Below are 22,861 nucleotides of genomic sequence, written 5' to 3'. Positions count from 1 at the left end.
GTCGGGGACGGGCCGGCAGAGATCGGGAGTCACCTGGCCATTGACCTGCACATCCGTCACGGTTTGGCATCGTCTGGCAGGTGCCGATAGATCGGCTGGATCTCTGGGGGTCAAGGGGTCGTCGGTTCGAATCCGGCCGTCCCGACGCAGGTGAGGGGCCATCTCGTAAGATCGAGACGGCCCCTTTGTCGTACCTGGGTGACTAACTGGGTGACTACGCCTCAGCGTCGAAGATCCGGTCCATGGCGACTGCGCCGCTTAGGAGCACCGGCCGTAGTTGGTGCCGGTAGACACTCTCGGTGACCGTCGTACCGGAGTGGCCGCAGAGGTCCGCGATCTGTTCAAGGCTCATGCCGCTGTCCGACAATAGGGACACGAAGCTGTGCCGCAGTTCGCGGGGAGTCCAGTCGCGCGGGTCGAGGCCCGCTTTGGCGACGACGGGGCGGAAGGCCCGAAGCACGTTGTGCCGGTCGAGGGCCGTGCCAGCGGCAGAGGCGAAGACGAGGCGGTCAGCGGCAGGCTGGTCCTGGCGCTCGTGGTGGGTGGTGAGCGCGGTGACGCACCGAGCCGGCAGAGCCAGGGTGCGACGCGACTTCTTGGTCTTGGTGTCTCCATCGGCGCGGACCGAGCGCCAGACCTGAATGGATGGCGGCACCGGGGGATCGTAGTCCGGCTTACCGGCAAGGTCGACATGTGACCAGGTGAGGGCTCGCAGTTCCTCGGTGCGAGCGCCGGTCAGCAGTGAGACGACGATGTAGGCGTGCAACGAGCTGCTCTCGGCAGCGATTAGAAGCGCCTTGGCATGGTCGAGCGTCAGCGACTTCGAGGGACGGCCGCCGCGACCTGTGGGCACCTCGCAGAGTGCCACAACGTTGCGCTTTACCCTGTCTCGTGCCATGGCTCGATTGACGGCGCGGTTGAGCAGCGAGTGGAGTAGCCGCAGGGTACGGGTGCTCAGTCGTTGGACTTTGCCCATGAGCCAGCGGTCGACATCGGTCGCGCTGAGATCCCGTAGCTTCCTCGCGCCGAGGTCGCTGATGATGTGGGAGCGTACAAGGATGGTGTAGTTGGCCTTCGTGCTCTCGGACTGGTTGCTCAGAGCGTAGGTGAGCCAGTCGATGAGAGCGTCGGCCACGGTGTGTCCGTCCTGGACCAGGGCGAGGCCGTCTTCGTAGTCGCGGATCTTCTCCCGCAGTTTGGCGCGGGCTTCGGTCTTGGTTTTGCCGCTGCCTTTGCGCACGATGCGTTTGCCGGCTGGGGTGTAGCCGACGGTGATGGTGGCGATCCAGCGTTGCCGGGATTCGTCCCAGTGCAGGCCGCCTTCTCCTCGGGCGCGGCGGGTGGTCATCGGGTGCCTCCCTTCTGGGCTTCCTGTTCGAGCAGGTCGACGTAGGCGGTGATCGCGGCATCGGGAACGAGGCGGGTGCGGCCTTGTCGGACGGTGCGCAGTCGGCCGGCGCGGATCTGTTCGTAGATCACGGAGCGGGACAGGCTGAGCAGGGTCATGGCTTCGGGGATGCGGTAGAGCGCCTTTCTCTCGGGTGCGGTCAAAGTGGTGGGCAATGGGCTACCTCTTCTCGGAACGGTGGTTGACCGTCAAGCCGGTCTTGACGGTGGACTCGTGGGTGGGTCAGACCATGGCGGCGAACTCCTCGCGGGCTACCTCGCGCCTCTCGCGGGCCATGGCGGCGGCGGTGTTGGCGAGCAGGGCGTCTCCGGTGGTGCGCCAGCCGGACCCGGCGTAGGCGAGCAGTCCGACGATGAGGGTCGTTTCGTCGTCGGGTTGGTCGGCGTATTCGTGGCCGGTTTCGGTGCGTCGCCAGATGACGCGGGCGTCGCGCAGGATGCGGAAGGTGGTGGAGTAGCGGCGGCTTTTGGTGAGGAAGTGGCCGCCGAAGCCGAGCATGTGTGCCCAGCGTCGGAGGTGTTGCCAGTCGCGGTTACGGCCGAGGGTCCAGCAGGCGTCGATGAGCCGTTCAGGGTGGCTGCCCTGGTGGTTGGCGTAGAGGTCGATGGCCTCACCGTCGAGGCGGCGGGACACGTGCCCGGTGGCCTCCGTGGACTTGGTGGCGTACTTCGCCAGGTACCCGGCGACCTTCCCGTCGGTGATGTCACCGTCAGCGGCGATCGGACGGACGTCGACCTGCTCGCCCCACGCGATGCCCCAGCCTGACGGAGCTGCCGGGTGCGGGCGGGTGGTAAAGGCGACGGTGGCGGCGGCGTGTTCGACGGCGGCGACCAGGTCGTCAACGCCAAAGCCTGCCGGGGGTGGAATCACGGCGTCAGGGTCGTAGGGGTGAATGCCATCGAGACGGACGATCGCGTGGTAATGCACGACGGCGCGGCGTTGCATCTCAGCGACCTTGCCAAACGACGGCTTGCCCGGCGGCATTCGACGCACCCGGCCGAAAGCGGTGACCTGCTCGACCCAGGGCAGACCGAGCTGCCGAGCGCGGGTGCGCAGGTGCCGGTTGATGGCGATGGTGGTGCGGCGCCACAACTCCGGGGCGGAGTGGTTCCACACGACCTGGGCGTCGTAGTCGTAGCAGTCCAGACACAACGGTTGACCCAGCCGAGGATCAGTCTCCTCGTGACGTGCCCAGCAGACCGACGGCTGCCCGTGTTCGCAGGGCCGGGCGGTGGGGTCGGTGGCGCGGCGGGGGTGGCAGGGTTCGGGCCGGCAGTCGCAGCGGCGGCGGTTGCCGCAGGTGTGCTGCTTGACGACGCGGGTGTGCACGGTGCCGAACGACGGGGCGGTGAAGGTGACGAACACCGCCGGATGCCCAGCCACGCTCGCGGGGACGCCCTTGCCGCCGGCGAGTCCGGCGCGCAGCAGTTGGTAGGCGTCGCGTTGGTAGGTGCGGGCGCACGACGGGCAGACGGCGTGGCGGCGGTTGCCACACGGCTTGTAAATCTCCCCGTCCGGCATGTTCTCGGTCCGAGACACGGACAGGAGTTGGCCGGTAGCCCGGTCGACGGTGGCAACCTCGCCCGAGAGGCGGATGGGGTGGGAGCAGCCCGCGGCTGCCTTGACGTGGTCGAGCCAGTCGAAGACGTTCGGGTCGGTGGCCCGGTGGAACGCGGACTCATCCCGACCAATAAAGCCGGTCGACGAGGCGGGCCGGTGCCCCGGACCAGAGCGGATCTGGTCCGGGACAGCGGTCATCAGATCAGCGGCCACGGGTGCGGGCCGCCTTCATCGGGAGGTGGGTGATGGGGCCGGTGGCGAACGGGTTGGGTCCGTCGAAGATCCGGCCGAGCAGGGACGCCACGGGTGCGGGCAGGTCGGCCCGGTGGTGCTCCCACAGGTAGATGTCGCGGATGAGTTGGTAGGTCTTGGGCAGCTTCACACCGTCACGAGCGGCGAGGATCTTCAAGCGGCCGATGAGTTGGACGGGTTCCCAGCCTCGGACAAGGCGGGGTTGACGCCACCGGTAACCGGTGGGGGTTGGGGTGGTGGTCATCAGGCCACCGCCTGCATGGCGGCGGACGGGACCGGGATGGCGCTTTCGGTGATGCTGTCGAGGCTGGTCAGGTAGAGCCGGGACAGCGGCCCATTGGTCAGGGCGCGAAGATGGATGACGGGGGCGAACGCGGCGGGGCAGCCGTCGATACCCGTGCGGATGATCAGGTCGTTGTCGACCATCAGGATCGTGGTGGCCATCGGGCCGGGGTAGCGGCTGATGGAGATGCCGTGTTCGACCAGGGGCAGGTAGACGGCTTCGGCCTGCATGGCGCGGATCTTGTCGATGCCGTCGGTGGCGGTGTTCGGGTCGGCGACGATGACCCGGACGTGAACACCCTGCCTGGCTTTGTCGGCCAGGAGGCGGGGCAGGTTGGGGACGTGGTCGGACAGGGCAAGGTCGCCCATGATGACGATGCGCTGCTGCGCGTCGGTGAGGAGCCGAGCCCACAGGTTGGGCGGTACGGCGGCGCGGCCGGGCCAGCAGGCGGTCAGTTCGTCGGTGCCGTCGATTTTGCTGATGCGGGTGCCGTGGATACGCGGCCACAGGTAGGTGACATCCACGTCCAGGAGGCGGGCCGCCTGGTAGGCGATCCGAGGGTAGGGGGTGCGGTCGGCGCTGCCGATCCACCGCTCGACGGTCTTCGGGTCGACGCCGAGCTTGGAGGCGAAGTCAGCCGGTGACTCGCCGAGCGAGAGCAGAGTTTCGCGGAGCCTTTCGTTGCAGCGGGTAGCGGTGCGGGGCTTGGTGTGGGACTGGAGGTCAGCGGGAGACAGGTGCGAGTGAGCACCAGCAGGAGTGTCGTGGAACGTCTTCGCAGGGGTCGACGCCACCGGCCGGAGCCGGTTAACAGACGGCTGGGCCGGGGCGTTCGTCTGAAGACCCGAGACGCGACACGCAGGGACATGGGTACGCTGAGCAGGCATCGTGATTCCTTTCGCAGAGGGCCGATGCACTTGGCCTCGACGGGCCGCAATCCCGTCGGGGCCTCTTTGCGCTCCCCGTATCCCTTGTAAAGGGGGGTTGCGCATCGATGTGTGGCCGAGGTTACGCAAGCCCCCTTGCTTGGGTCAAGCCCCATCCTGCGATAAGGTGCGTTGAACGTCCAGCGCACCGGATCGGAGGGACCGTGGAGTTCAGCCCGCACGGCCTGGCTGACATCCAGGATCCGAGCGACAGAGCACGCAAGGCCAGCGACTTAATCGATGAGCACCAGGCGGCCGTCAACGAACTGTCTCGGCTACGCCGTGAGGCGTTGGACGAGATGGTGTCGCAGGGAATGACGCACGCGCAGATCGCTCATGTCGTCGGTATGACACGCGCCCGCGTCGGGCAGCTCTTGTCGTCGGGACCCCGACCGGAACGAGCGATGCTGGGCAGTGGCCCGCTCACCGTCGCGGTTGGCGGCAAGTTCGAGGCGGGCAAGGCGAACCCGTACGCGGTCGTCTCGGCCGAGATGCTGGCCGCGTACGAGAAGCTGTCCAACCTCGCTCGGGGAGTCGGCTTGAAGACCGAGTACGAGGTGGTGCCACCGCCGGGCATGGTCGACCTGAACCGCACCAACCTGGTCGTGGTCGGCAGTCCTCGGATTCTGCCGTTCGTCGGGCAGGTGCTTGCGTCCGATCCGAAGCTGGGCTTTGGCAGCGATGACGACGGCGTCTATCTCGTGAACCGACAGACCGGCGAGGAGTTCCGCTCTCCGTCGGACAGCGGCGAGCCGGTCGACTATGGATACCTGGGCCGGCTTCCCCGACCTGATGGGCGTGGCACCTTCCTCTACCTCGCCGGCATCCACGCCATGGGCACCCTTGGGGTCGCGCAGTACCTGGAAGACCACCTGGACGAGCTGTACCGCGAGGTGAAGAACCGGCGGTTCTCTCTGCTGGTGGCCTGCACCTACGACCTGAGGAAGCGTGCCGTGAAGAAGGTCGACGCGTTGACGCCGATCTACCGCAGCGAAGGCGTGGCCTGATGCGCGTCTCGACCGCCTCGGAGGCAGGCAACCCGAAGTCGCCCAACGAGGACTGGGCCATGGCCAGCGAGAACCTGATCGTGGTTCTCGACGGTGCCACGGCCCGCACCGGCACCGGCTGTGTCCACGGCATCGCCTGGTACGCCGCAAAGCTCGGCTCTGCTCTCGCCGGCCTAGCTGCCGACCGCGACTCGGAGTTGGTCAACGCGCTGATGTACGGCATCCGGTTCACCGCCGACCAGCACCGTGACACCTGCGACCTCAGCCACCCAGGGACACCATCGGCCGCCACGGCAGTACTGCGACTCAAAGACACGGCGTTGGAGTACGTCGTTCTGGGTGACGTGACGGTACTGATCGACACTGTCGACGGCATCCAGGTCGTCACCGATGACCGAGTGGACAAGACCGCCCGCGCAGAACGTGACGAGGCCGACCGGCACCCGTTCGGATCGGCCGAGAAACAGGCGGCACTGCTGCGGATGAAGCACGCCGAGCTGGCCGCTCGTAACCAGCCCGGCGGGTACTGGGTGGCAGCGGCGGACCCGTTCGCCGCTCGACACGCGATCACCGGAGAAGTGCCACTCGACAGCGTCCGGCGAGTCGCCGTGCTGACCGACGGAGCAGCACGTTTGGTCGCCCTGTTCGGTCTGCTTGACTGGCCCGACGTGCTCGACGTCCTAGCCCAAGACGGCCCGACCGAGCTGATCAGCCGAGTCCGCGCCATCGAGGCCGCCGACCCGTCCTGCATGAGGTGGGCGCGCAACAAGCGCAGTGACGACGCCACCGCCGTCTTTGCCGCATAAGTGGGGCGGGGGAGAGTTGCCGACGAAGAAGGCACGGGGCACGCCGAAGAAGCAACGTGCGTGCGTCTTCTGCGGAAGCACGCATGGCTTCTCGAAGGAACACGTCTGGCCGCAGTGGCTGCACCCCTTTGCGACTCAGGGAGACACGACCCGTCGTTGGCACCACGAAGCAGGGTTCGCTCAGACCGATGCAGAGACGTTCACCGAACAGCCGACCATCGTGACGGAGCGCCTAGGGTCCGTGCTGACGTTGAAGGCTCGCGAGGTATGTGGCTCCTGCAACAACGGATGGATGAGCCAGCTTGAGATGCGGACGAAGCCCTTGGTGCTCGCCCTCATGGAAGCTGCTGCGGGAGGCTGGAGTGCAGTCGTGTCGCCTGACGAGGCGGCGAGGCTTGCTACCTGGGCAGTGAAGACAGCCCTGATGCGAGAACTGAGCGCTGGCACGAAAGTGGATCGCACTGAGAGCTACACCCATCTGCGCCAGCAGGTCCTTCCTCCTCCAGAGTGCAAGGTGTGGCTCGGCCGGCATGCCGGCGAGCTGGACTTCAACGTCAAGCAGGCTTCGGTGCAGGTGCGTAGGTTCGACAGACCTTGGGATCAAGGCGAGGTTCGAAACGTCCTGTGGAGCTGCCTTACATTCCGTGGGCTGTCGTTCCTTGTCTACTTGGTCGACGGTTGGGGCGTGCCCTCTCCATTCCGGGATCCGACTCGTTGGCGGCCCCTGTGGCCTCAGTCGGCGGCGGTCCGGTTTCCGGCTCGATTCGACGTATCTGGCAAGGACGTGCTTGAGGCCGTGACGGTCCAAGCGCCATCGCTGCACCTGCCAGACCTGCCGGTCTTCGAGCACCATCCCGATGGGATCCAGCGCCACCGCCGCAACAAGTTCCGCCGGCTGCCGGCATGGTGGTGAGAACTTTCTGTACGTCTTCAAGGCGGCCCTGAACGGGCCGCACGCGCCGCCGCCTGGGCGCGCGTCCGTCGCTCCGCTGGCGCTCCGACTCCGGCCACGCAACACGCCCGGCGGCTGGCGCGGAGAGCGGGGAGCCCGGAGGGGCCGCCGCAGACGGGAGAGTCGAGAGTGGTGGAGGTCCGTCGCCGGCAGCCGGCCGCGCCGCGCCCGGCAGCGCGGCGCAGGGAGGGCGCGTGCCAGGTCCGCGCGGCAAGCCCCAGGCATGGGGGCGGCGTCCGCGCAGCGGCATGCCGGTCGCCCAGGAGCCGGCTTCGCAGCCGCTCAGGGTCAGGTCAACCCCTCACCTGGGAGGGGGAGGGGTGGCCGCCGGTGGCCAGCTCCGACCCCGGGAGCCGGGTCCGTGCTGGGCTAGGTTAGGTCAACTGCGCCACTGTGGCGGTGTCCGCCGGGGGCGTGGTCCGTGACACGAGAGCCGACACCGACTCCGGCTGCTTCGGCAGCGTCCGTCCGTGCGTCAAGGTTCGCTTGACGTGCCGGCCGGACGGATTCAGTTGAAGGGCAGGTCTGGCGAGAGGGACCGATACCAGAGGCAGGGAGCGCAGCACAGGAGAACAATGAGTGCCACGATGGCGACCAGAGCGATGCCGCTGAGACTGCCGATCGCCAACAGGCTCTTGAACGCGTTCCGTGTGTCGCCCGGTTCATCTTCGGCACTGGCCATGACACTCCCGTGATCAGCAGGACTGGTTGATCAATATTCTGCCGAAGGCGGCCTCGGCGGCGTGCGGGGGGTCTGGCGCTCTGGCTTATCGAGCATCGCGTGGGGGACCAACTGAGTGACTATCTGGGTGACGATCGCGACGGACGCCGGTGGACGAGGATGCACGGCGGGGGACCGCCACAGGAGATGGAAGCATGTGAAGCAGCAGGTGGCGGGGTCGTGTTGGTTGCCTGGGGGTCAAGGGGTCGTCGGTTCGAATCCGGCCGTCCCGACAGCACGAAAAGAGGCCGTCGACCGGGATATTTTCCCTGGTCAACGGCCTCTAATTCGTACTGGAACAGTAGGGATTTGCTGATCTAGACGGCGCGTAGCTGGGGACCACTTGGGGACCGGCGGGCCTTCAAGTGGGCGCTGAGCGCCGTTCCGGCATCGGTGATCGACTGCCGATCGGGGTGTAGGTACCGCTGTGTCGTGGTCAGTGACCCGTGGCCGGCGATCTTCCGCAGGACGTGCACCGGAACCCCGGCATCGGCCATCCACGTCAGCCCGGTATGCCGCAGGTCGTGCCGGCGCAGGTGCTCGTAACCGAGCTTCGTCACCACCTCATCCCAGTGCGTCGCGTCCCGCAGCACGGCCGTGCTGATCCGCCCGCCACGCGGCCCGGTGAACAGTCGGGAGTGCGGCTCGGCGACCGAGTCCAGGCGGCGGGCGATGATCGGTCGTACCTCTTCGATCAGCGGGACCAAGCGTGCGCGCTTTCCCTTGGTGCCCTTGTCGATCAGGCCACCGGGGCCGGGCGTGGTCTGTCGGCGGACGGTCCACATCCACGTTTCCCGGTCGATGTCCTCTGCGCGGACGCCGGAGACCTCGCCGATCCGTGCGGCTGTGCACGCGGCGAAGATTGCCACGTCTCCCCAACCGGGGAACCGCGTCGTCGAAGTACCGAGGCTGCCCATCCCACACCTTGTAGAAGCGCCCGTCGTCGCCCATGTATTCGTCGCAGCGGCGGCGAGCGGTGAAAGATCGGTCTGCCTCCGGCAGGAGGCGGGATATCTCGGGGGTCTCCGTGCCCCGCATAGGGTCGGCGGGCAGCCGAACGTAATGAGCATCGAGCGGGATGAGGCGGGCGGCGAGGGGTGTCTCCGCGATGACAGCCGCCCAGGCCGAATTGATCATCCCGACGCCGACAGATGCGACGACGACTTTCGCCGCGCCGAGGCTCCATGATGCTGCCTGCTGCTGGAGCCAGTCGTGCTTGGGCGGAATCTCGCGGCACCATTCGGTGAGCTTCTGTCTGTCGGCAAGTTCGAGCGGGATCGAGCTACCCTGGGCGCGGGCCCATGTCTCGACGCCAGGAAGGAAACTGCTGGAGGTGACGAAAAGACTGCGGTCAGCGCCCTCTCCATGTGCCGCTCCGAGGATCCCTTGGACCAGGTTGAGTTCAATCTTCTTCTTTTGACGCTTCACTTGCACGACGGTCAACTGCTGGCCAAAGACGGGATGCGCGGTCAGGCGCATGTCGACGCCACCGTCATTGCGGCCCTTGCCTAGCTCGGTGGTGTAGCCCTGGGCCATGAACACGGACGCGCACAACTCCTCGAACCCGCGCCACTCAAAATCGCCAAAGTGCTCGGGATGGCGGCCGAAGTGTTTGAACACCGTGCGATAGATCGCCGTATAATCCCAAAAACCGTGTTCGCCTTCCGCGCAGACGAGGTCCTCGACCCGGTTGTCGCCGTTCAGCATGATCGCGGCGACTGGCCATTCAGCCGGAGCCAGGTGGTGGAAGTCCTGGTAGGTCGCGAACGAGACCTGCCCGAGGCTTTTGGCCCAGCCATGCTCCGTGAGCCATGTGAGTACCAGGTCGCCGATGGCATCGGCAAGGGCCTGCTGACCGCCAACGTTGAGGACGGCAAGCAGCTGGGTCGGGACGGGCGTCTCCTCGGCCATGAAGCGAACCCTACCTATCGCGTCGCTCCGAACTCGGCCGGACGCGAGCTTCTTGACCGGCTCACCGCCGTAGACCAGCGGACGCGGACACAAGTTGTGCGTGGTCGATGCTACGGGCGGAACAGCGAACAAGTGTCGGGGATGCCCATGGATCATGGGCATCCCCGATGAAGCTGCCAGGCTTTCACTCGAGCCGTTTCTCTGTTAACGCCGGGGCTCTTTATCCCTAGCTTCTACCGTTTCGCAAGTATCAGATTATGTCGGTAGGACGGACTATCTCATCATCTCAAGGAGATGTCGGGAGCTCGTGGGATCATTACCGCTTTCGCTCGGATCCTAGTCTCTGAACCTTGCTGACCACTCAGAATCCTGTTCCTACATGTCAGCCTTGGCTGCCGGTTATCCGTCCCCGGACTTTCCGGCAATTCACCCGATTTGCATCCGTTGCTCGCGCAACAGAGGGCCTATTTAAGCCAACCTGGCAACTTTCCCTCCTTCTTACCTAACTGGTAGACAGAAGAAACTTGCGATCAATGATATAGGCCTGACTGCGTTGGCCATTTTCCAAGTGGTATACAGCGAGACTCATGGTCCCAAGAAGGGCGCCTAGTAGAGGCCCCAGGGCCACTGGGCCCTTATAGAAGAGATTAAGACGAGAGACACGGGCCTCCGGCCAACGACGAACTTGATCACGAATTGTCGCGGCTAGCTTTTGGAAGTCATCTGGCCCAACATATCCCTCGTGCACGAACTGGCCGACAAATTCTGCATCTCCCAGAGACAGCTCAGATAACGAGGCTTCGACACTCTCTCGAATGGACTTCCCGCCAACGGAGACAACGACGACGCCTTGCCCGGCCCCCGAGCCTGGCCTTCCCATGCGGGAGGCTAAGGGTCTACCTCCGCCGAGGCTCACAAGCTCCGTGAGCGCCACCCCGAGTGCTTGCGCCAGAGCGACCAACTCCTCAGAAGCTATAGACTTTCGGATTCCTGATTCAATCTTGGCGATGGTGCCCCTTGTCAGCGACGGCATCCCAGCACGCGCGCATTCGTCTGCGAGCTGTTGGGCGGTCCATCCTCGCCCACGTCTCAGTCGCTTGACGATCTGTCCGGTGGGGTTGGCAGGTCCGTCCGTAGCCACTGCTCAACTGCTCCATCTCTCTTCGGTGCTCCGATTTCGAACAATCGGAGCATAATCGTTGCTCTATGCTCCGTCAAGGAACACTATGGGCTCGAGCCGATCATCCCGGATCGGCTTGAACTCATGAGGAGGATGGTTGAGCAGGCGTCAGGCCATGGTTGGCAGGCGAAACAGGCGGCTGGCCGCCACTGCACCCGCAGGACGGTCACGCACCCCTCTGTCAGTTGGAAGATCATTGCGTTGGGCTGCTCTCGCTATCGCAAGCATCGGAGCCTCAGCAATCGCCCTCCCACAGGCATCTACGTTGCGGGCGATCCTGCTTGTTGTACCACCGGTGGCCATAGGTAGCGTGGGCGCTGCCGTTGCGGCGGCTCTTCTGCCGCAGGAATCCCGTGATCGCTTGCAGTGGTGGCGCGAGTGGCTGCGTCACCGCGAACGGATGGCCAGCCTACTATGCCGCCGCCGGCGAGTATGCAGACCGAACCCGAGTCGGCCTATGGTCATCACCCCTACCGGACGGCGGGGCCACCTCTGTCGGCATCGTTGCCGGCGTGGCTGGGCTACCGACTAATCGATCATCGGGTCTGCCCGTGACACTCTGTCACGGGCAGACGCGATGATCGACCCGGATTATCGAAGCGCCACGGCTGATTGCGCCAGCTATGTCTGCGGGAGCGCGAGGGTCAATGCCGTGCGCCAGGATGTCACAGGTCTGCGTCGGTGGAAGTCGTCAAGTCGTCTGCGGCGAAATCTGCGTTGACCATGGGCTGCCGCTGCTGGGCTCCGAGAATCTCCTCCCGCAGTACGGTAGAGATCTCCACTGCCATCAACTCGACGTCAAACGCCGCAGCGGCTTGGGCGAGCCATCCTGAGTTGGATTCACGTGCTTTCGGGCGCGAACGCGGCTCTGCTGCACCGGTAGGTGACAGTTTCAGTCACGCGGCCTGGCTGGCCGGTGGGGTCATGATGGTCTCGTACTCGATGGGGGTCAACCGGGACAGGGATCGCTGTCGTCTGCGGCGGTGGTAGGTCCGTTCGATCCAGGTCACGCTCGCGGTCCTGAGTTGCTGGCGGGTGGTCCAGGTTCGCCGGTCGAGGACGTTGTTCTGCAGCAGGCCGAAGAACGATTCCATGGCGGCGTTGTCGCCGGCGGCGCCGACTCTGCCCATCGACCCGATCATGTGATGCTGGTTGAGGGCGCGGATGAGTTTCCGGCTGCGAAACTGGGACCCGCGGTCGGTGTGCAGCACGCAGCCGGCCACCGGGCCGCGTCGGGCTACGGCGTTGTGCAACGCGTTGACGGCCAGCCGGGACTTCATCCGTGAGTCGATGGAGTAGCCGACGATCCGCCTCGACCAGACGTCCTTGACCGCGCACAGGTAGAGCTTGCCCTCGGCGGTGTGGTGCTCGGTGATGTCGGCCAGCCACAGCTGGTTGGGCCGCTGCGCGGTGAAGTCCCGGCGCACGAGATCGTCATGCACCGGTGGGCCTACCTGTTGCCGCCCTTGCCACGGCGCTTCTTCTTGCCGAACGCGCTCCACCAGCCGTTACCCGAGCAGATCCGCCACAAGGTTCGATCGGCCATCGGATGCCCAGCGTGCCGGGCCTCGTCAACCAGGAACCGGTACCCGAACTCCGGATCGCCGCGATGGGCGTCCACCAAGGCGTTCGCGCGGTAAGCGGCAACGACTTCGGCGTCGCCGACAGGCTGGGCGAGCCACCGGTAGTAGGGCTGACGAGCGATGTTCAACACCCGGCACGTCACCGCCACGGGGATACCGTCGGCGGCCAGCTCGCTCACGAGCGGGTAGAGCCTTTTCCCGGCAGGTTCGCCTGCGACAGATACGCCGCGGCCCGACGCAGGACCTCGTTCTCCTGCTCTAGCAACCGGATCCGCTTGCGGGCCTCGCGCAACTCGGCTGACTCGCTGCCGCTGACACCCGGTCTGGTCCCCGCGTCAACGTCAGCCTGGCGCAACCACTTGAACAACGTCATCGGGTGGACTCCGAAGTCCTTCGCGATCTGATCGACCGTCACGCTCGGGTCACGGTCACGAGCCACCCGCACGACGTCATCGCGGAACTCACGAGGGTAGGGCTTAGGCACAGCAACATCATTCCAGCCCGCCACCAGGGCAAGCCATCTCAGGTGTCACCTACCGGTGCAGCAGACCCCCAACATCCCCAACGACTATGACTGGCCGGCGTACGTCACCAAGCTGACGAAGCTGGCTGACCGCTTCGGATAGCCGCCCGGGGTCAGAGTCCAGTCGAGGTGAAGGCATCGTCCGGCCCCGATACCGTCCAGCGCCGGCCCGGCGGGGGCAGCGGTGTGCCACGCGAGTAGGCGGCGATTCCGGTCATCAGGTGCGACCACATCTCGGCCCGCCAGGTCGCACCGGTCCGGGTGGCTAGGAGTAGACGGCGGCCGTTCCACCAACCGTGTACCGCTGGCGCTGCGTCGGAAGCGACCTGGGTGTCGGGGAAGTCACGCAGGCCGTCCAGGGCAGCAAGGACCGCAAGGCGGGTGGTTCGGCCGGCCGGGACGCGGACGACGCAACCGCTGTCGAGTCGGGCATCGGTGAGTCGGTCCACCGCGTCTTGCAACGCCGACCGGCCTAGGATCCAGCTGAGCTCGGCCACGAAGTCGGTCTGCCCGAACAGCACGCCAAGGGTGTGTCCGCTCAGGCCGGTCGCGTACCTCCGGACGGTCTCCTCCGGTACTGCGGCGAGCCAGTCGGTCCACTCCGCGTACGCCTGCCGTAGCTCCTCGAACTGCTCGGCGAGCTCGCTGTCCGGCTTGGCCTGGCGGTCGAGACCACTGCGTAACGCCACAAGCCCGATCGTGGCGAGGGCCGCGTGCTCGTCGTTCAGACTCTCCTCCTGGTCGGTCATCCAGAGTTGCAGCACCAGCCAGTTGAGCAGTTCGGACCAGTCGGCCGGGTCCGCCCACAGGCCGCCGGCGACCAGGGTCAGGACCAGCCTGCTGACGGCCAGCTTCGCCGGTAGCGGCCACCCCTGCGACGTGTCTACCAATGCCGCGATCTCACGACGTAGGCGGGTGCGCTGACCTGCCGTGAGCGCGTCCAGGATCGTCGCGACGGTGTCCGGCCGGACTGGTGAGGCCTTTCCCGTCGTCCTGGGCTCGTCCTGCCGTGCTGGCCGCGAACCGTCGTCCTCGTCGTCTGGGCCGTCGAGAATGTCATCGTCTGCGGGCGTTGGCAGGTTCCGGTCCACACCCAGAGCGAAACGCAGCAGGGCAGGCCCGACGGCTGCGGTGATGCGACCTTCCATCTGGCGCCGCCGACTGGTGCCGGGCGGGGTCGCGATCCGATCCGGGCGGACCGTGGAGAGATGGTTGAGCGCCTCGAATAGCGCAGCCAGGTGCGCCTGGTCGACGATGACGATGTGCAGCGATGCGTGTTCCAACGGGGATGGTCGGTCGATGCGCGACAGCGCTGCGGCCACGTCGGTCACCACGACGTCCCGGATTTCGGCACCGGTGTCCGTAGCCACGCACACGGTGGCGGTTCCGCCGATCCCGATGGACCAGTCGGGAGCCGGGACACCCGCGTACAGGTGGAGCCGGCCGTCGCTGCGCTCGTGGCCAAGTCGCAGTCCGTCGACCTCGAGCCATGCCGGGGCCTGGCTGCCATCGGTGAGGGCGGTGGCCTCCACCCGTTCGGCGTTCACCCGGACTCCGAGCACGCGGAGGACGCCCCCCGAGGGGACCCGTTCGCCGGGTTCCCGTACGTGCAGGCCCTCCGGCCGCGCCAGATCGATCTCCTGCACGGGCACGGCGGGGATCAACGGGTCCTGCGTCCCGGTCACTAGACCGAGCTCGCAGTTCCCACCCGTGGCCATAGTCTTGACCAGGGCGGCCATGCTGCAGTTGGCGCTGCCGGTGAGCGCCCATGACTGATCGGCCGTTGTCCACTCCACGATCTTCGCGTGGTGGTAGCGGCTGCTTTTTGGAGTGGTGACCACCCCCGTCGTCGCCTGCTTGACCACTTTCGCGAGAGCATCCGGGTCGCACTGGACGTCCCGGGTGAGCATGAGGTTCAGTGCGGTGGGTCCGAAGCGGTCGACCAGCCGGCGTAGTGCCTCCGCCCGCGGGTCGAAGAACGGGGCGGTGACAGCCAATGACGTGACCGGTGTATTCGGCACCGGGAGTTGCTCGATGATCGGACGCGTCGCTGTCGTCACGAGTACGGGCTGGCCGGGCCCATGTTCCGCCGGTCGGCAGGTAAGAATGTCCGCGACGCGGTCGAGACGTTCCCGGCCGAGGTCCTCCATCCAGACCGCAGTGGGCAGTCGCCGTAGCCAGGCAGCGAGTTCGTGGAACATCTGCGGCACCGTCGAATCGACGCTACGCAGCATCGTCCAGACCTCGGCGTTGTGGTGCCAGCCTGACGGGGTGGCATTGCCGGAGCCGATGGCCACCACGGCATCCGCCTCGGAGGCGATCACCACGAGCTTCGGGTGGAAGGCACCGCCCGCCCGGCAGACCACCGGCAGGGCCAAATAGTCGTCGCGGCGAGGCCCTTGTGTGAGGCGGTCGGCGTCGTACAGGACGGTCGTACGGGCTCGGACGGCCTGCGCCTCCCGCAGGCAGACGTCCTCGAAGAAGGAGAGGTCACAGGTGTACGTGAGGACAAGGACCTCCTCGGCGTCGGCCACGGGTCGGCCGCGCAGCAGTGCGGGCGGCGCGGCTCCCCGCAGTTCCTCCCACGCCGTCACGAGACCACCTCTGTGGCGTGTCGGCCGGGTTGCCAGGTGTCGCCGTCGTGCGCGAGCACACCCAGTTGCTGCATGACGTTGGTGAAGGTGGGCAGCCGCAGGGAAACGGCACCCCGCCCCTCCTGGCCCTCTAGGCGCCACCGGTCTCCGACGCGGCGCAGCCGCGTGGGCAGGCGCAGGCCGTACCGGGTCCACTGCATCTTCTGCCGACTCACCGACTCGGCCCGATGGAACAGCGCGCCCGCGAGGTCGGTGACGGCATCCGTCAGCCGACGGTCGGCGTCGCGGGCCAGCCAGGCGACCACGTAGCCGGGTCCCAGGTCGTCGGAGACCTCACCAGTGAAGGCGTCCCGGGTGACCGGGTCGAGGTGGTCCAGGCGTTTGGCGCCGACGGCGATCAGCTGCAGCATGCCGAGCACCGTCCAGTGATTGCTGTCCAGTGCCTCGTCGTACAGGTTGTGCTCGACCGGAAGCGGGGTGCCGACGTCATCGGCCACCGGAGGAAGGCCGTCGATGAGCGCCTCCCGGACGGTTGCGTCCGGAAGATCGCGGACGAACTCGGCGATCGCGTGCTCGAGGGTACCGGTGCCCGACAGCGGCGACACTAACCGCGCCCAGATGAGTCGCCATGCCCAGACCGACCAGTTGCGCAGCAGTGCGCCACGCCAGACAAGGGCATGAGTGTGCAGGTCATCGCTCATGAGCTCCGACAACCCTGGTCGGAAGCAGCACCAGCGGTCCATGGACATGTCGACCGATTCACCGTCGACCTGATCCCCGGTGAGTGCGCCCACCAGTAGGGCGGCGCTGCGGCGATGGGTTCTGGCGGCACCGGAGGAGCCCGGGTCGGCGAAGTAGGCGTCGCGTATACACGTGCCGTCGGGGGCATCGCCGATGGCGCATACGCACAAGTGGCGGAGGGCGTTCAGGTCCGCCAGGGAGAGCGGCGTATCCCGTTCCGCAAGGCTCACTACCTCGTCGAGGGTGGCGAGCTGGTCGGCGCCGGCGGCCGGCCCGGGCTGGGGAAGCCGTGTCCCGTCGGTGAGGCCGAGCACCGCTTCAATCCCCGAGTACGTCTGCAGGTAGCCGCCTCGTACCCGGCTGTACGCGTCGGCCACCTGGCCGACGTCGATGGCTTGCTGCCGGTGCAGTGCCGGTCTGATCGTGTTCACCCCGTGCACTCCGAAGGAGCCCGCCCGAAGCTGGTGGCTTTCGTCCGAGTCACCGTGCGCTACGGAAACCGCGCCCAGCACGACCTCGGCCCGGCGGACCACAGCGTGGAACCGATCCAGGTCGGTCTTGTCGGTCCAACCGCGCCGCTGTGCCTCGATCGCGAGGCGAGCGTGCAGAGCCAGGTAGCGGGCGTGGGATGTGGTGGTGATGACGCCAGGGATCAGCGTCGCGGCGTGTGTCCCGATCACGGTCTCGACGGCGAGGGGTTGACGACCGGTGTCCTCAGGGGTGTCTGGCTTGACTGTCCAGGCCGGGCCCAGCATCGCGGTCACCAGCGTTTCCCGAAACTCGTCGGATGGTCGAAGAGGTGCACCGCGCTACGCAAGCAGACCATCCGGGTATGGCCAGCCCAGTGACGGATAGCAGACAGAATTTTCTAGGTCCGTAACGACCACTTGCTGGACAGGGCTAAGTAAATGTCGAGGTCAACCAGCTGGACACCTCAACGATCTCCGTCCGGAGCTGAGGCGTGAACGCCCTGTGCGGCCGGCGTTGTGTCTTCCCCATGTCTCTGATGGCGGGATGCAGGCGGGTAGGACCGTACGGCGGGCGGCATGCCGCCCGAGAAGACCCATCCCCGCCCTCACGACTGATCCGTCATGACCGTGGCGCTGCTGATGAGAATGGCCATTAACCAGGCGCAGCTTTCAGCGTGGCCTGAGTATCCCGCCGGCGGTCACCGGCTTCTCCCTGCGCCAAGCCCTCGCGCTGGACGGCAAGCTGCCCGACGAGAACGCCTACGCCGAGTTCCTGGACCTTGTCCTGCCACCGGACAACTGACCAGGGCCGACGCACCACGACGGCGGGGCGATCCCTCATTAGGGATCGCCCCGCCGTCGTGTCGTTGGCGACTTCGGTGCCAGGTGGCACCCGGAGAGGACTACCTCCCTGGGCGCGGTCCGAGCTTCGACACCACGGCTCGCTGCAGCACCGCGGTCGTGCTCAGCACCGTCCCGGCCGGCCCATCGGCGGAATCCACCACGAAGAAACTGAACTCATCGAGGTATTCATACGCCCGTTCATCGAAGATCCACTCTTCGCGCTGGCTCCGCTCGGCGCGCCCGACGGCTACCCCTCGCCGCCCGGCCGCGTCGGTGACCCCGCCGGACCACCTCGACCGACAGCCACTGCACCCGAGCCTTCCTGCCTACGCCGGGACTGCCTGTGGATCACCGGCGGCGTCGTGGGCGGCCATGGTCTCCTGCCGGCGGGGTTCCTCGCGCAGGATGGCGCAGTGCAGCCACGTGTCCGGGATGGCGAAGCCGTCCACGAGCGTCCGCATGTGCGGGCGCAGCTCTTTGAGTAGACCGTTCACCACGCCGGTGATCGCCTTGGCGCGGGCCGGTGTGAGCCGGCCGTGCTCCAGGAACCATCCTTTGTTCGCCTCGATGACGCTGAGCGCGTACAGGTCACAGACCCGGGAAAGCAGCGCCTGGACCGCCGGGTCCGTGGTGTCCTCGATGCCGGCGACGAACGCCTCCAGGGTGACTCGGTCGATGTGCGCGGCGGCGACGGCGAGGACGTGGTCCTGGACGTCGTTGAAGATGTCGAAGGGGCGGTCCTTCTTCGTGGCCGCGCCGTTGCGGAGGCGGCGGACCGCGCCGTCGAGCAGGTGCCTCTCGCGGTCCTCGAAAACCTTGAGCTGCCAGCCGCGGTCGGTGACGGCGACCTCCTCGTCGCGGCCGGGCACGGCGCTGATCAGGCGCTCGATGAGTGACCGCGCGGCGGTACGCTCGAGCACCATCTCGCGCACCTGCTCGGCGACGAAGGAAGCGCGCCCCCAGCCGTCCAACGAGCCGAACTCGTCGCGATAGCCGGTGAGCAGCCCCTTGGCGACCAGCTGCAGCAGCACCGTGTTGTCGCCCTCGAACGTGGTGAAGACGTCGGTGTCGGCCTTGAGACTGGGTAGCCGGTTCTCGGCGAGGTAGCCGGCGCCGCCGCACGCCTCGCGGCACATCTGGATGGTGCGGGTCGCGTGCCAGGTCTGCGCGGCCTTGAGACCGGCGGCCCGGGACTCCAGCTCCCGTTGCCGGCGATCGTCGACCGGCCCATCGCCGCCCTGCGCCTCACTCAGCGCGGCGACCAGCTCGGTCTGGGCGAAGTGCAGCGCGTACGTGGTGGCCAGCGCGGGCAGCAGCTTGCGCTGGTGGGCCAGGTAGTCGTTGAGCAGCACCTCCCGGTCCGCGTCGGGCGTGCCGAACTGGCGGCGGAGGTCGCCGTAGCGCACCGCGATGGTCAGCGCCGACTTGGTGGCCGCCGACGCGGCGCCGCCCACGCTCACCCGGCCGCGGACCAGGGTGCCGAGCATGGTGAAGAAACGCCGGGAGTCGTTCTCGATCGGGCTGGCGTACGTCCCGTCCTCCGCGACCTGACCGTACCGGTCCAGCAGCATGTCCCGCGGCACTCGCACGTGGTCGAAGCTGAGTCGCCCGTTGTCGACGCCGAGCAGACCGGCCTTGGGTCCGGCGTCGCCGATGGTCACGCCGGGCAGCGGGTTGCCCTGCGCGTCGCGGATCGGGACCAGCCACGCGTGTACGCCGTGCCGCCGCCCGTTGGTGATCAGCTGCGCGAAGACCACCGCCATTCGCCCGTCCCGGGCCGCGTTGCCGATGTAGTCCTTGCGGGCCGCCTCGTACGGGGTGTGCAGGTCGAAGGTCTGCGTCTGTGGGTCGTACGCGCAGGTGGTGCGTAGCTGCTGGACGTCGGAGCCGTGGCCGGTCTCGGTCATCGCGAAGCAGCCGAAGATGTTGCCCGAGATGATGTCCCGTAGGTAGGCGTCGTGGTGCCGCTGGGTGCCGAGGGCCCCGACTGCGCCGCCGAACAGGCCCCACTGCACGCCCGCCTTGACCATCAGCGACAAGTCGACCTGCGCCAGCATCTCGCTGGCGACGATCGAGCCGCCGACGTCGGATCTGCCGCCGTACTCGGTGGGGAAGGCCGCTGCGGTACCCAGCTCGACGGGGAGTTCGGTGAGCAGCCGGCTGATCCGCGCACGTGCCTGGTCACCGGTCTCGCCGTACACCGGGAGGAAGCGCTCGTCGAGGTGGTTCCGGTGCGCGTTGCGAACCTCGGCCCACGGTCCGTCGAGCACTTCCTGCAGGCGTGCGAGGTCGATGCGGCCGGACGCGTGATCGGGCATGGTCACCCCTCGGGATGGCGGACATATCGGTACAGTCCGGTCCCGATCAAGAATACCGGCCCGCTCCAGTGGCAGCGGCACCGCGCTACCACCGACGGCGGCGCGAGGGCGGACGGGCTCGGCGGTCCACCCGCCAATCTTGCCGGTCCCGCCCAGCAGCTGTTACGCCGGCAGGGAGGACTCGAGGTCGCGGCGGGTAAGGGCGGCGCGTAGCCGCAGCGCTTCGACCGCCAGATTCTCCCGTCCACCTTGCTCGCGATCGATGGCACAAACGACTGAGTCAATCTTGGCGCCATCGGCCCGCAGCTGTCGGCACGACGCCAGTAGTGCCCCGCCGGTCGTCACAACGTCTTCGATCACCACGATCCGCCGGCCGTCCACCGGGCCGCCCTCGGCCGACTTGCCCGTGCCGTGCTCCTTGGCCTGCTTACGGACGAAGACGGTCGGCAGCCCGGTCAGCTGCGGCATCACGGTAGCGATCGGTATGCCGCCCATCTCCATCCCAGCAACGAACCGGGTCAGTCCTCCGGAGCCTTGGTGAGCACCCCGTTGAGGTAGAGCGACTCGCGGCAGGTGGTGGCCCGGGGGGCGTTGGCCGGGGTGCCCGGGCGACGGCAGACCACGGTCAGGGTCACCTTCGCGCGGGCGGGGACCCGGATGGGGGTGACCGAGTGATAGTCCTGGTTACGGAAGTTCTCCAGGGCGTAGGTGACCACCCGCACCTGATTGGCGGTGACCGTCAGCGTGCCCTCGTCGCCCTGCACGTTGTCGACCAGGAAATCGGTCAGCAGGAACGTCCGCCCCTCGGGGACGGTGTAGCTCCGCTCCGCCGACCCGTTGGGGCTGGTGCGGAAGGTGACGGCGACGGAGAACTGCTCACCGCCGAGGCCCCCGTTGGGACCGCCGACCCCGCCCCCGTCGGTCGTACCGCCGCCGGGTGCGCCACCGCCCGGCGTGGTCGGCGATGCGGCCGGAGGAACCGGGTTCGGCGCTGTGGTCGGCACCGCCTCGCCCTGCGCGACCTGCCGGGCCTTCTCCGCCTCCACCGCCTCCCGGGCGGCGGTCTTCACCTGCGGGCGCAGCAGCCCGAACCAGATCGCGGCCAGCGCCAGGAGCAGGGCCAGCAGCGCCGCGAGCAGCTTCAGCAGCCCTGCCGAGATCACCGGGCGCTGGACGAACGTGGCGTCCAGGGCACGGGCCCGGCCGTCCGAGGGCCGCACCTCGACGGTGAACGGGTACTCCTTCGGCTCGCCCCACCAGAGCAGCCGGCGGGCTCGAACCCGCAGCCGGGTCTCGGCGCGCGTGCCGTTGGGAACCTCGATCGGCTCGGCCGGCAGCACGAACGTCACCTGGTCGGTGCCCTCGGCTGCGGCGAAGCCGACCGGTTCGGTCACGTTGCCGAGGTTGTCGGTGTCGATCCGGTACCGGGCCCCGCGCAGCCCGCTCCGCGACGGCGGCTGCACCTGTGCGGCCAGCTCGAAGAACGGCTCGACGGTGAGGACGCCCTCCTCCACCAGGGCCGAGTCCGGGTACTCGGAGGGGACGACCCGGACCCCGAAGCGCCGGTCCCCGGCGTCCACCCGGGCGGACCGGGGCGGGCGGAAGGTGACCACGACGGTGCCCGAGCCAGCCGGATAGAGGGTGAGGGACGTCGGCTCCACCGTCACCCACTCGTCCGGGACGCCCAGGACCTCGAACCGGTACGCCTCGACCGTGTCGCCGGCGTTCCGCACGGTGACCGGGACCTCGATCTCGCCGCCGGGGGCGACGCTCACGGAGGTGCTGGCCAGATTCGCCGATGCGCGCATCTGGCCGAGCGTAAGAGCGGTTTCCCGGGCTGTCAGGGGCCATCGGGGTATGCCGGCGGGCAGAGGTGGCTGCCCGCCGAGACGACGTTAAGTACACGCAAAGACACGACACGCATACTCTCCCGGCCGTCGGCGCGCGGACCGACGGCCGGGAGTGAGGAGACGAGGATGCAGCGGGTACCGGTCTACGTGCACGCGACGGATCCGATCTTGGTGACAGGCGTGACGGGCCAGCTCACGGGTCGCCCGGAGGTCCGGGTTGTGGCCGAGGCGGAGGCTGCCGAGGCGGCGGTGACCCTGGTCGTCGTGGACAGCCTGACGCCGCAGCGAGTGCAGACCCTGCGGCGGCTGCGCCGGGAGCAGACCCGGCTGGTCCTGGTGCCGTCCACCATCGACGACGGCCAACTGTCGGCCGCTGTCGAGTGTGGGGTGGTGGGGGTGGTACGCCGGGGCGAGGCGTCCGGCAGTCGCCTGGTCGAGGTGATCCTCTCGGCGGCCCGGGGCGAGGGGAACGTCCCGGCCGACCTGCTCGGTCGGCTGCTGAACCAGATGCGTCGACTCCAGCGGGAGGTGCTCGACCCCCGGGGGCTGACCCTGGGCGGGCTGAGCACCCGCGAGGTCGACGTCCTGCGGCTGGTCGCCGACGGGTTCGAGACGAGGGAGATCGCCACCAAGCTGTCCTACTCGGAGCGGACCGTGAAGAACGTCGTGCACGGCATGACCACCCGGCTGCACCTGCGAAACCGGGCCCACGCAGTGGCGTACGCGCTGCGACACGACCTGATCTGAGCCGGCACCCCGTCCCGGTGGCTCGTCCGTCGGGACGGGGTCCGTTGCCCGTACCGACGCGGATCCTGCCCCGGTCCCTGGCCGGCAGTCCCTGTGCCGGACGCCGTCACCGCGTCGATGATGGCCACCTGGGCCGTGCGCGGCGTGGCCGCCCGCCACCCTCCCGCCCCGCCGTCTCCCACCGCC

The 22,861-nt window shown here is 67.5% G+C and carries 16 protein-coding genes and 3 pseudogenes; 4 read left to right on the top strand and 15 right to left on the bottom strand.

Annotated features, from left to right (window positions below):
- Positions 1–214: 214 nt before the first annotated feature.
- From xerC to ACH4T9_RS18925, 5 genes are all read right to left on the bottom strand, one after another.
- Complete coding sequence (xerC, locus tag ACH4T9_RS18945; protein WP_396672139.1) at positions 215–1,348, bottom strand: tyrosine recombinase XerC; 1,134 nt, start codon at positions 1,346–1,348, stop codon at positions 215–217.
- The gene (locus tag ACH4T9_RS18940; protein WP_396672140.1) at positions 1,345–1,563 is read right to left on the bottom strand and encodes a helix-turn-helix domain-containing protein; all 219 of its coding nucleotides are present in this window, start codon (positions 1,561–1,563) and stop codon (positions 1,345–1,347) included. The genes xerC and ACH4T9_RS18940 overlap by 4 nt, the downstream gene beginning before the upstream one ends.
- A 67-nt stretch (positions 1,564–1,630) precedes the next feature.
- Complete coding sequence (locus ACH4T9_RS18935; RefSeq protein ID WP_396672141.1) at positions 1,631–3,181, bottom strand: replication initiator; 1,551 nt, start codon at positions 3,179–3,181, stop codon at positions 1,631–1,633.
- Positions 3,171–3,464 carry a hypothetical protein gene (locus ACH4T9_RS18930; RefSeq protein ID WP_396672142.1) on the bottom strand — a complete coding sequence of 98 codons (294 nt, stop codon included), beginning with the start codon at positions 3,462–3,464 and terminating at the stop codon, positions 3,171–3,173. The genes ACH4T9_RS18935 and ACH4T9_RS18930 overlap by 11 nt, the downstream gene beginning before the upstream one ends.
- Positions 3,464–4,297, bottom strand: a complete 834-nt coding sequence (locus ACH4T9_RS18925; protein WP_396672143.1) for a hypothetical protein — start codon at positions 4,295–4,297, stop codon at positions 3,464–3,466. Before ACH4T9_RS18925 ends, ACH4T9_RS18930 begins: the two co-directional genes overlap by 1 nt.
- A 296-nt stretch (positions 4,298–4,593) precedes the next feature.
- Here ACH4T9_RS18925 and ACH4T9_RS18920 point away from each other — a divergent pair, with 296 nt between their 5' ends.
- The 3 genes from ACH4T9_RS18920 to ACH4T9_RS18910 are packed head-to-tail and all read left to right on the top strand — an operon-like array spanning position 4,594 to position 7,155.
- The gene (locus tag ACH4T9_RS18920) at positions 4,594–5,436 is read left to right on the top strand and encodes a sigma-70 family RNA polymerase sigma factor (RefSeq protein WP_396672144.1); all 843 of its coding nucleotides are present in this window, start codon (positions 4,594–4,596) and stop codon (positions 5,434–5,436) included.
- Positions 5,436–6,242: a hypothetical protein gene (locus ACH4T9_RS18915; RefSeq protein WP_396672145.1), complete on the top strand. Its 807-nt coding sequence runs from the start codon at positions 5,436–5,438 to the stop codon at positions 6,240–6,242. Before ACH4T9_RS18920 ends, ACH4T9_RS18915 begins: the two co-directional genes overlap by 1 nt.
- A 16-nt stretch (positions 6,243–6,258) precedes the next feature.
- Positions 6,259–7,155: a hypothetical protein gene (locus tag ACH4T9_RS18910; protein ID WP_396672146.1), complete on the top strand. Its 897-nt coding sequence runs from the start codon at positions 6,259–6,261 to the stop codon at positions 7,153–7,155.
- Positions 7,156–7,702: 547 nt separating this feature from the next.
- Here ACH4T9_RS18910 and ACH4T9_RS18905 read toward each other — a convergent pair.
- From ACH4T9_RS18905 to ACH4T9_RS18860, 10 genes and pseudogenes are all read right to left on the bottom strand, one after another.
- Positions 7,703–7,876, bottom strand: coding sequence for a hypothetical protein (locus ACH4T9_RS18905; protein ID WP_396672147.1), 174 nt, complete (start codon positions 7,874–7,876; stop codon positions 7,703–7,705).
- Positions 7,877–8,232: 356 nt separating this feature from the next.
- A pseudogene (locus ACH4T9_RS18900) lies at positions 8,233–8,805 on the bottom strand (tyrosine-type recombinase/integrase); the annotation flags it as partial.
- A 355-nt stretch (positions 8,806–9,160) separates the two neighbouring features.
- Positions 9,161–9,622, bottom strand: a pseudogene (locus ACH4T9_RS18895) (restriction endonuclease); the annotation flags it as partial.
- A 706-nt stretch (positions 9,623–10,328) separates the two neighbouring features.
- A complete protein-coding gene (locus ACH4T9_RS18890) occupies positions 10,329–10,967 on the bottom strand; it encodes a helix-turn-helix domain-containing protein (protein ID WP_396672148.1) in 639 nt (212 codons plus the stop codon).
- Positions 10,968–11,902: 935 nt separating this feature from the next.
- Positions 11,903–13,073, bottom strand: a pseudogene (locus tag ACH4T9_RS18885) (IS3 family transposase).
- Positions 13,074–13,225: 152 nt separating this feature from the next.
- Positions 13,226–15,646 (bottom strand): hypothetical protein, encoded by a 2,421-nt coding sequence (locus ACH4T9_RS18880; RefSeq protein WP_396672149.1) that lies wholly within the window; start codon positions 15,644–15,646, stop codon positions 13,226–13,228.
- Between the two features lie 56 nt (positions 15,647–15,702).
- Positions 15,703–17,211, bottom strand: coding sequence for a hypothetical protein (locus ACH4T9_RS18875; protein WP_396672150.1), 1,509 nt, complete (start codon positions 17,209–17,211; stop codon positions 15,703–15,705).
- A gap of 875 nt (positions 17,212–18,086) precedes the next feature.
- On the bottom strand, positions 18,087–20,078 hold the full coding sequence (locus tag ACH4T9_RS18870; RefSeq protein ID WP_396672151.1) for an acyl-CoA dehydrogenase: 1,992 nt from the start codon (positions 20,076–20,078) through the stop codon (positions 18,087–18,089).
- Positions 20,079–20,240: 162 nt separating this feature from the next.
- Complete coding sequence (locus tag ACH4T9_RS18865) at positions 20,241–20,600, bottom strand: orotate phosphoribosyltransferase (RefSeq protein ID WP_396686847.1); 360 nt, start codon at positions 20,598–20,600, stop codon at positions 20,241–20,243.
- The gene (locus ACH4T9_RS18860; protein WP_396672152.1) at positions 20,597–21,886 is read right to left on the bottom strand and encodes a hypothetical protein; all 1,290 of its coding nucleotides are present in this window, start codon (positions 21,884–21,886) and stop codon (positions 20,597–20,599) included. The genes ACH4T9_RS18865 and ACH4T9_RS18860 overlap by 4 nt, the downstream gene beginning before the upstream one ends.
- A gap of 168 nt (positions 21,887–22,054) precedes the next feature.
- Between ACH4T9_RS18860 and ACH4T9_RS18855 the strand changes: the two genes are divergently transcribed.
- Complete coding sequence (locus ACH4T9_RS18855; RefSeq protein ID WP_396672153.1) at positions 22,055–22,675, top strand: response regulator transcription factor; 621 nt, start codon at positions 22,055–22,057, stop codon at positions 22,673–22,675.
- The last annotated feature ends 186 nt before the right edge of the window (positions 22,676–22,861 follow it).

It is taken from the genome of Micromonospora sp. NPDC020750 (assembly GCF_044334565.1).
GTDB lineage: Bacteria > Actinomycetota > Actinomycetes > Mycobacteriales > Micromonosporaceae > Micromonospora.
The sequence above is the reverse complement of the archived record's forward strand: the minus strand, read 5'-3'. Positions and strand labels throughout refer to the sequence as shown.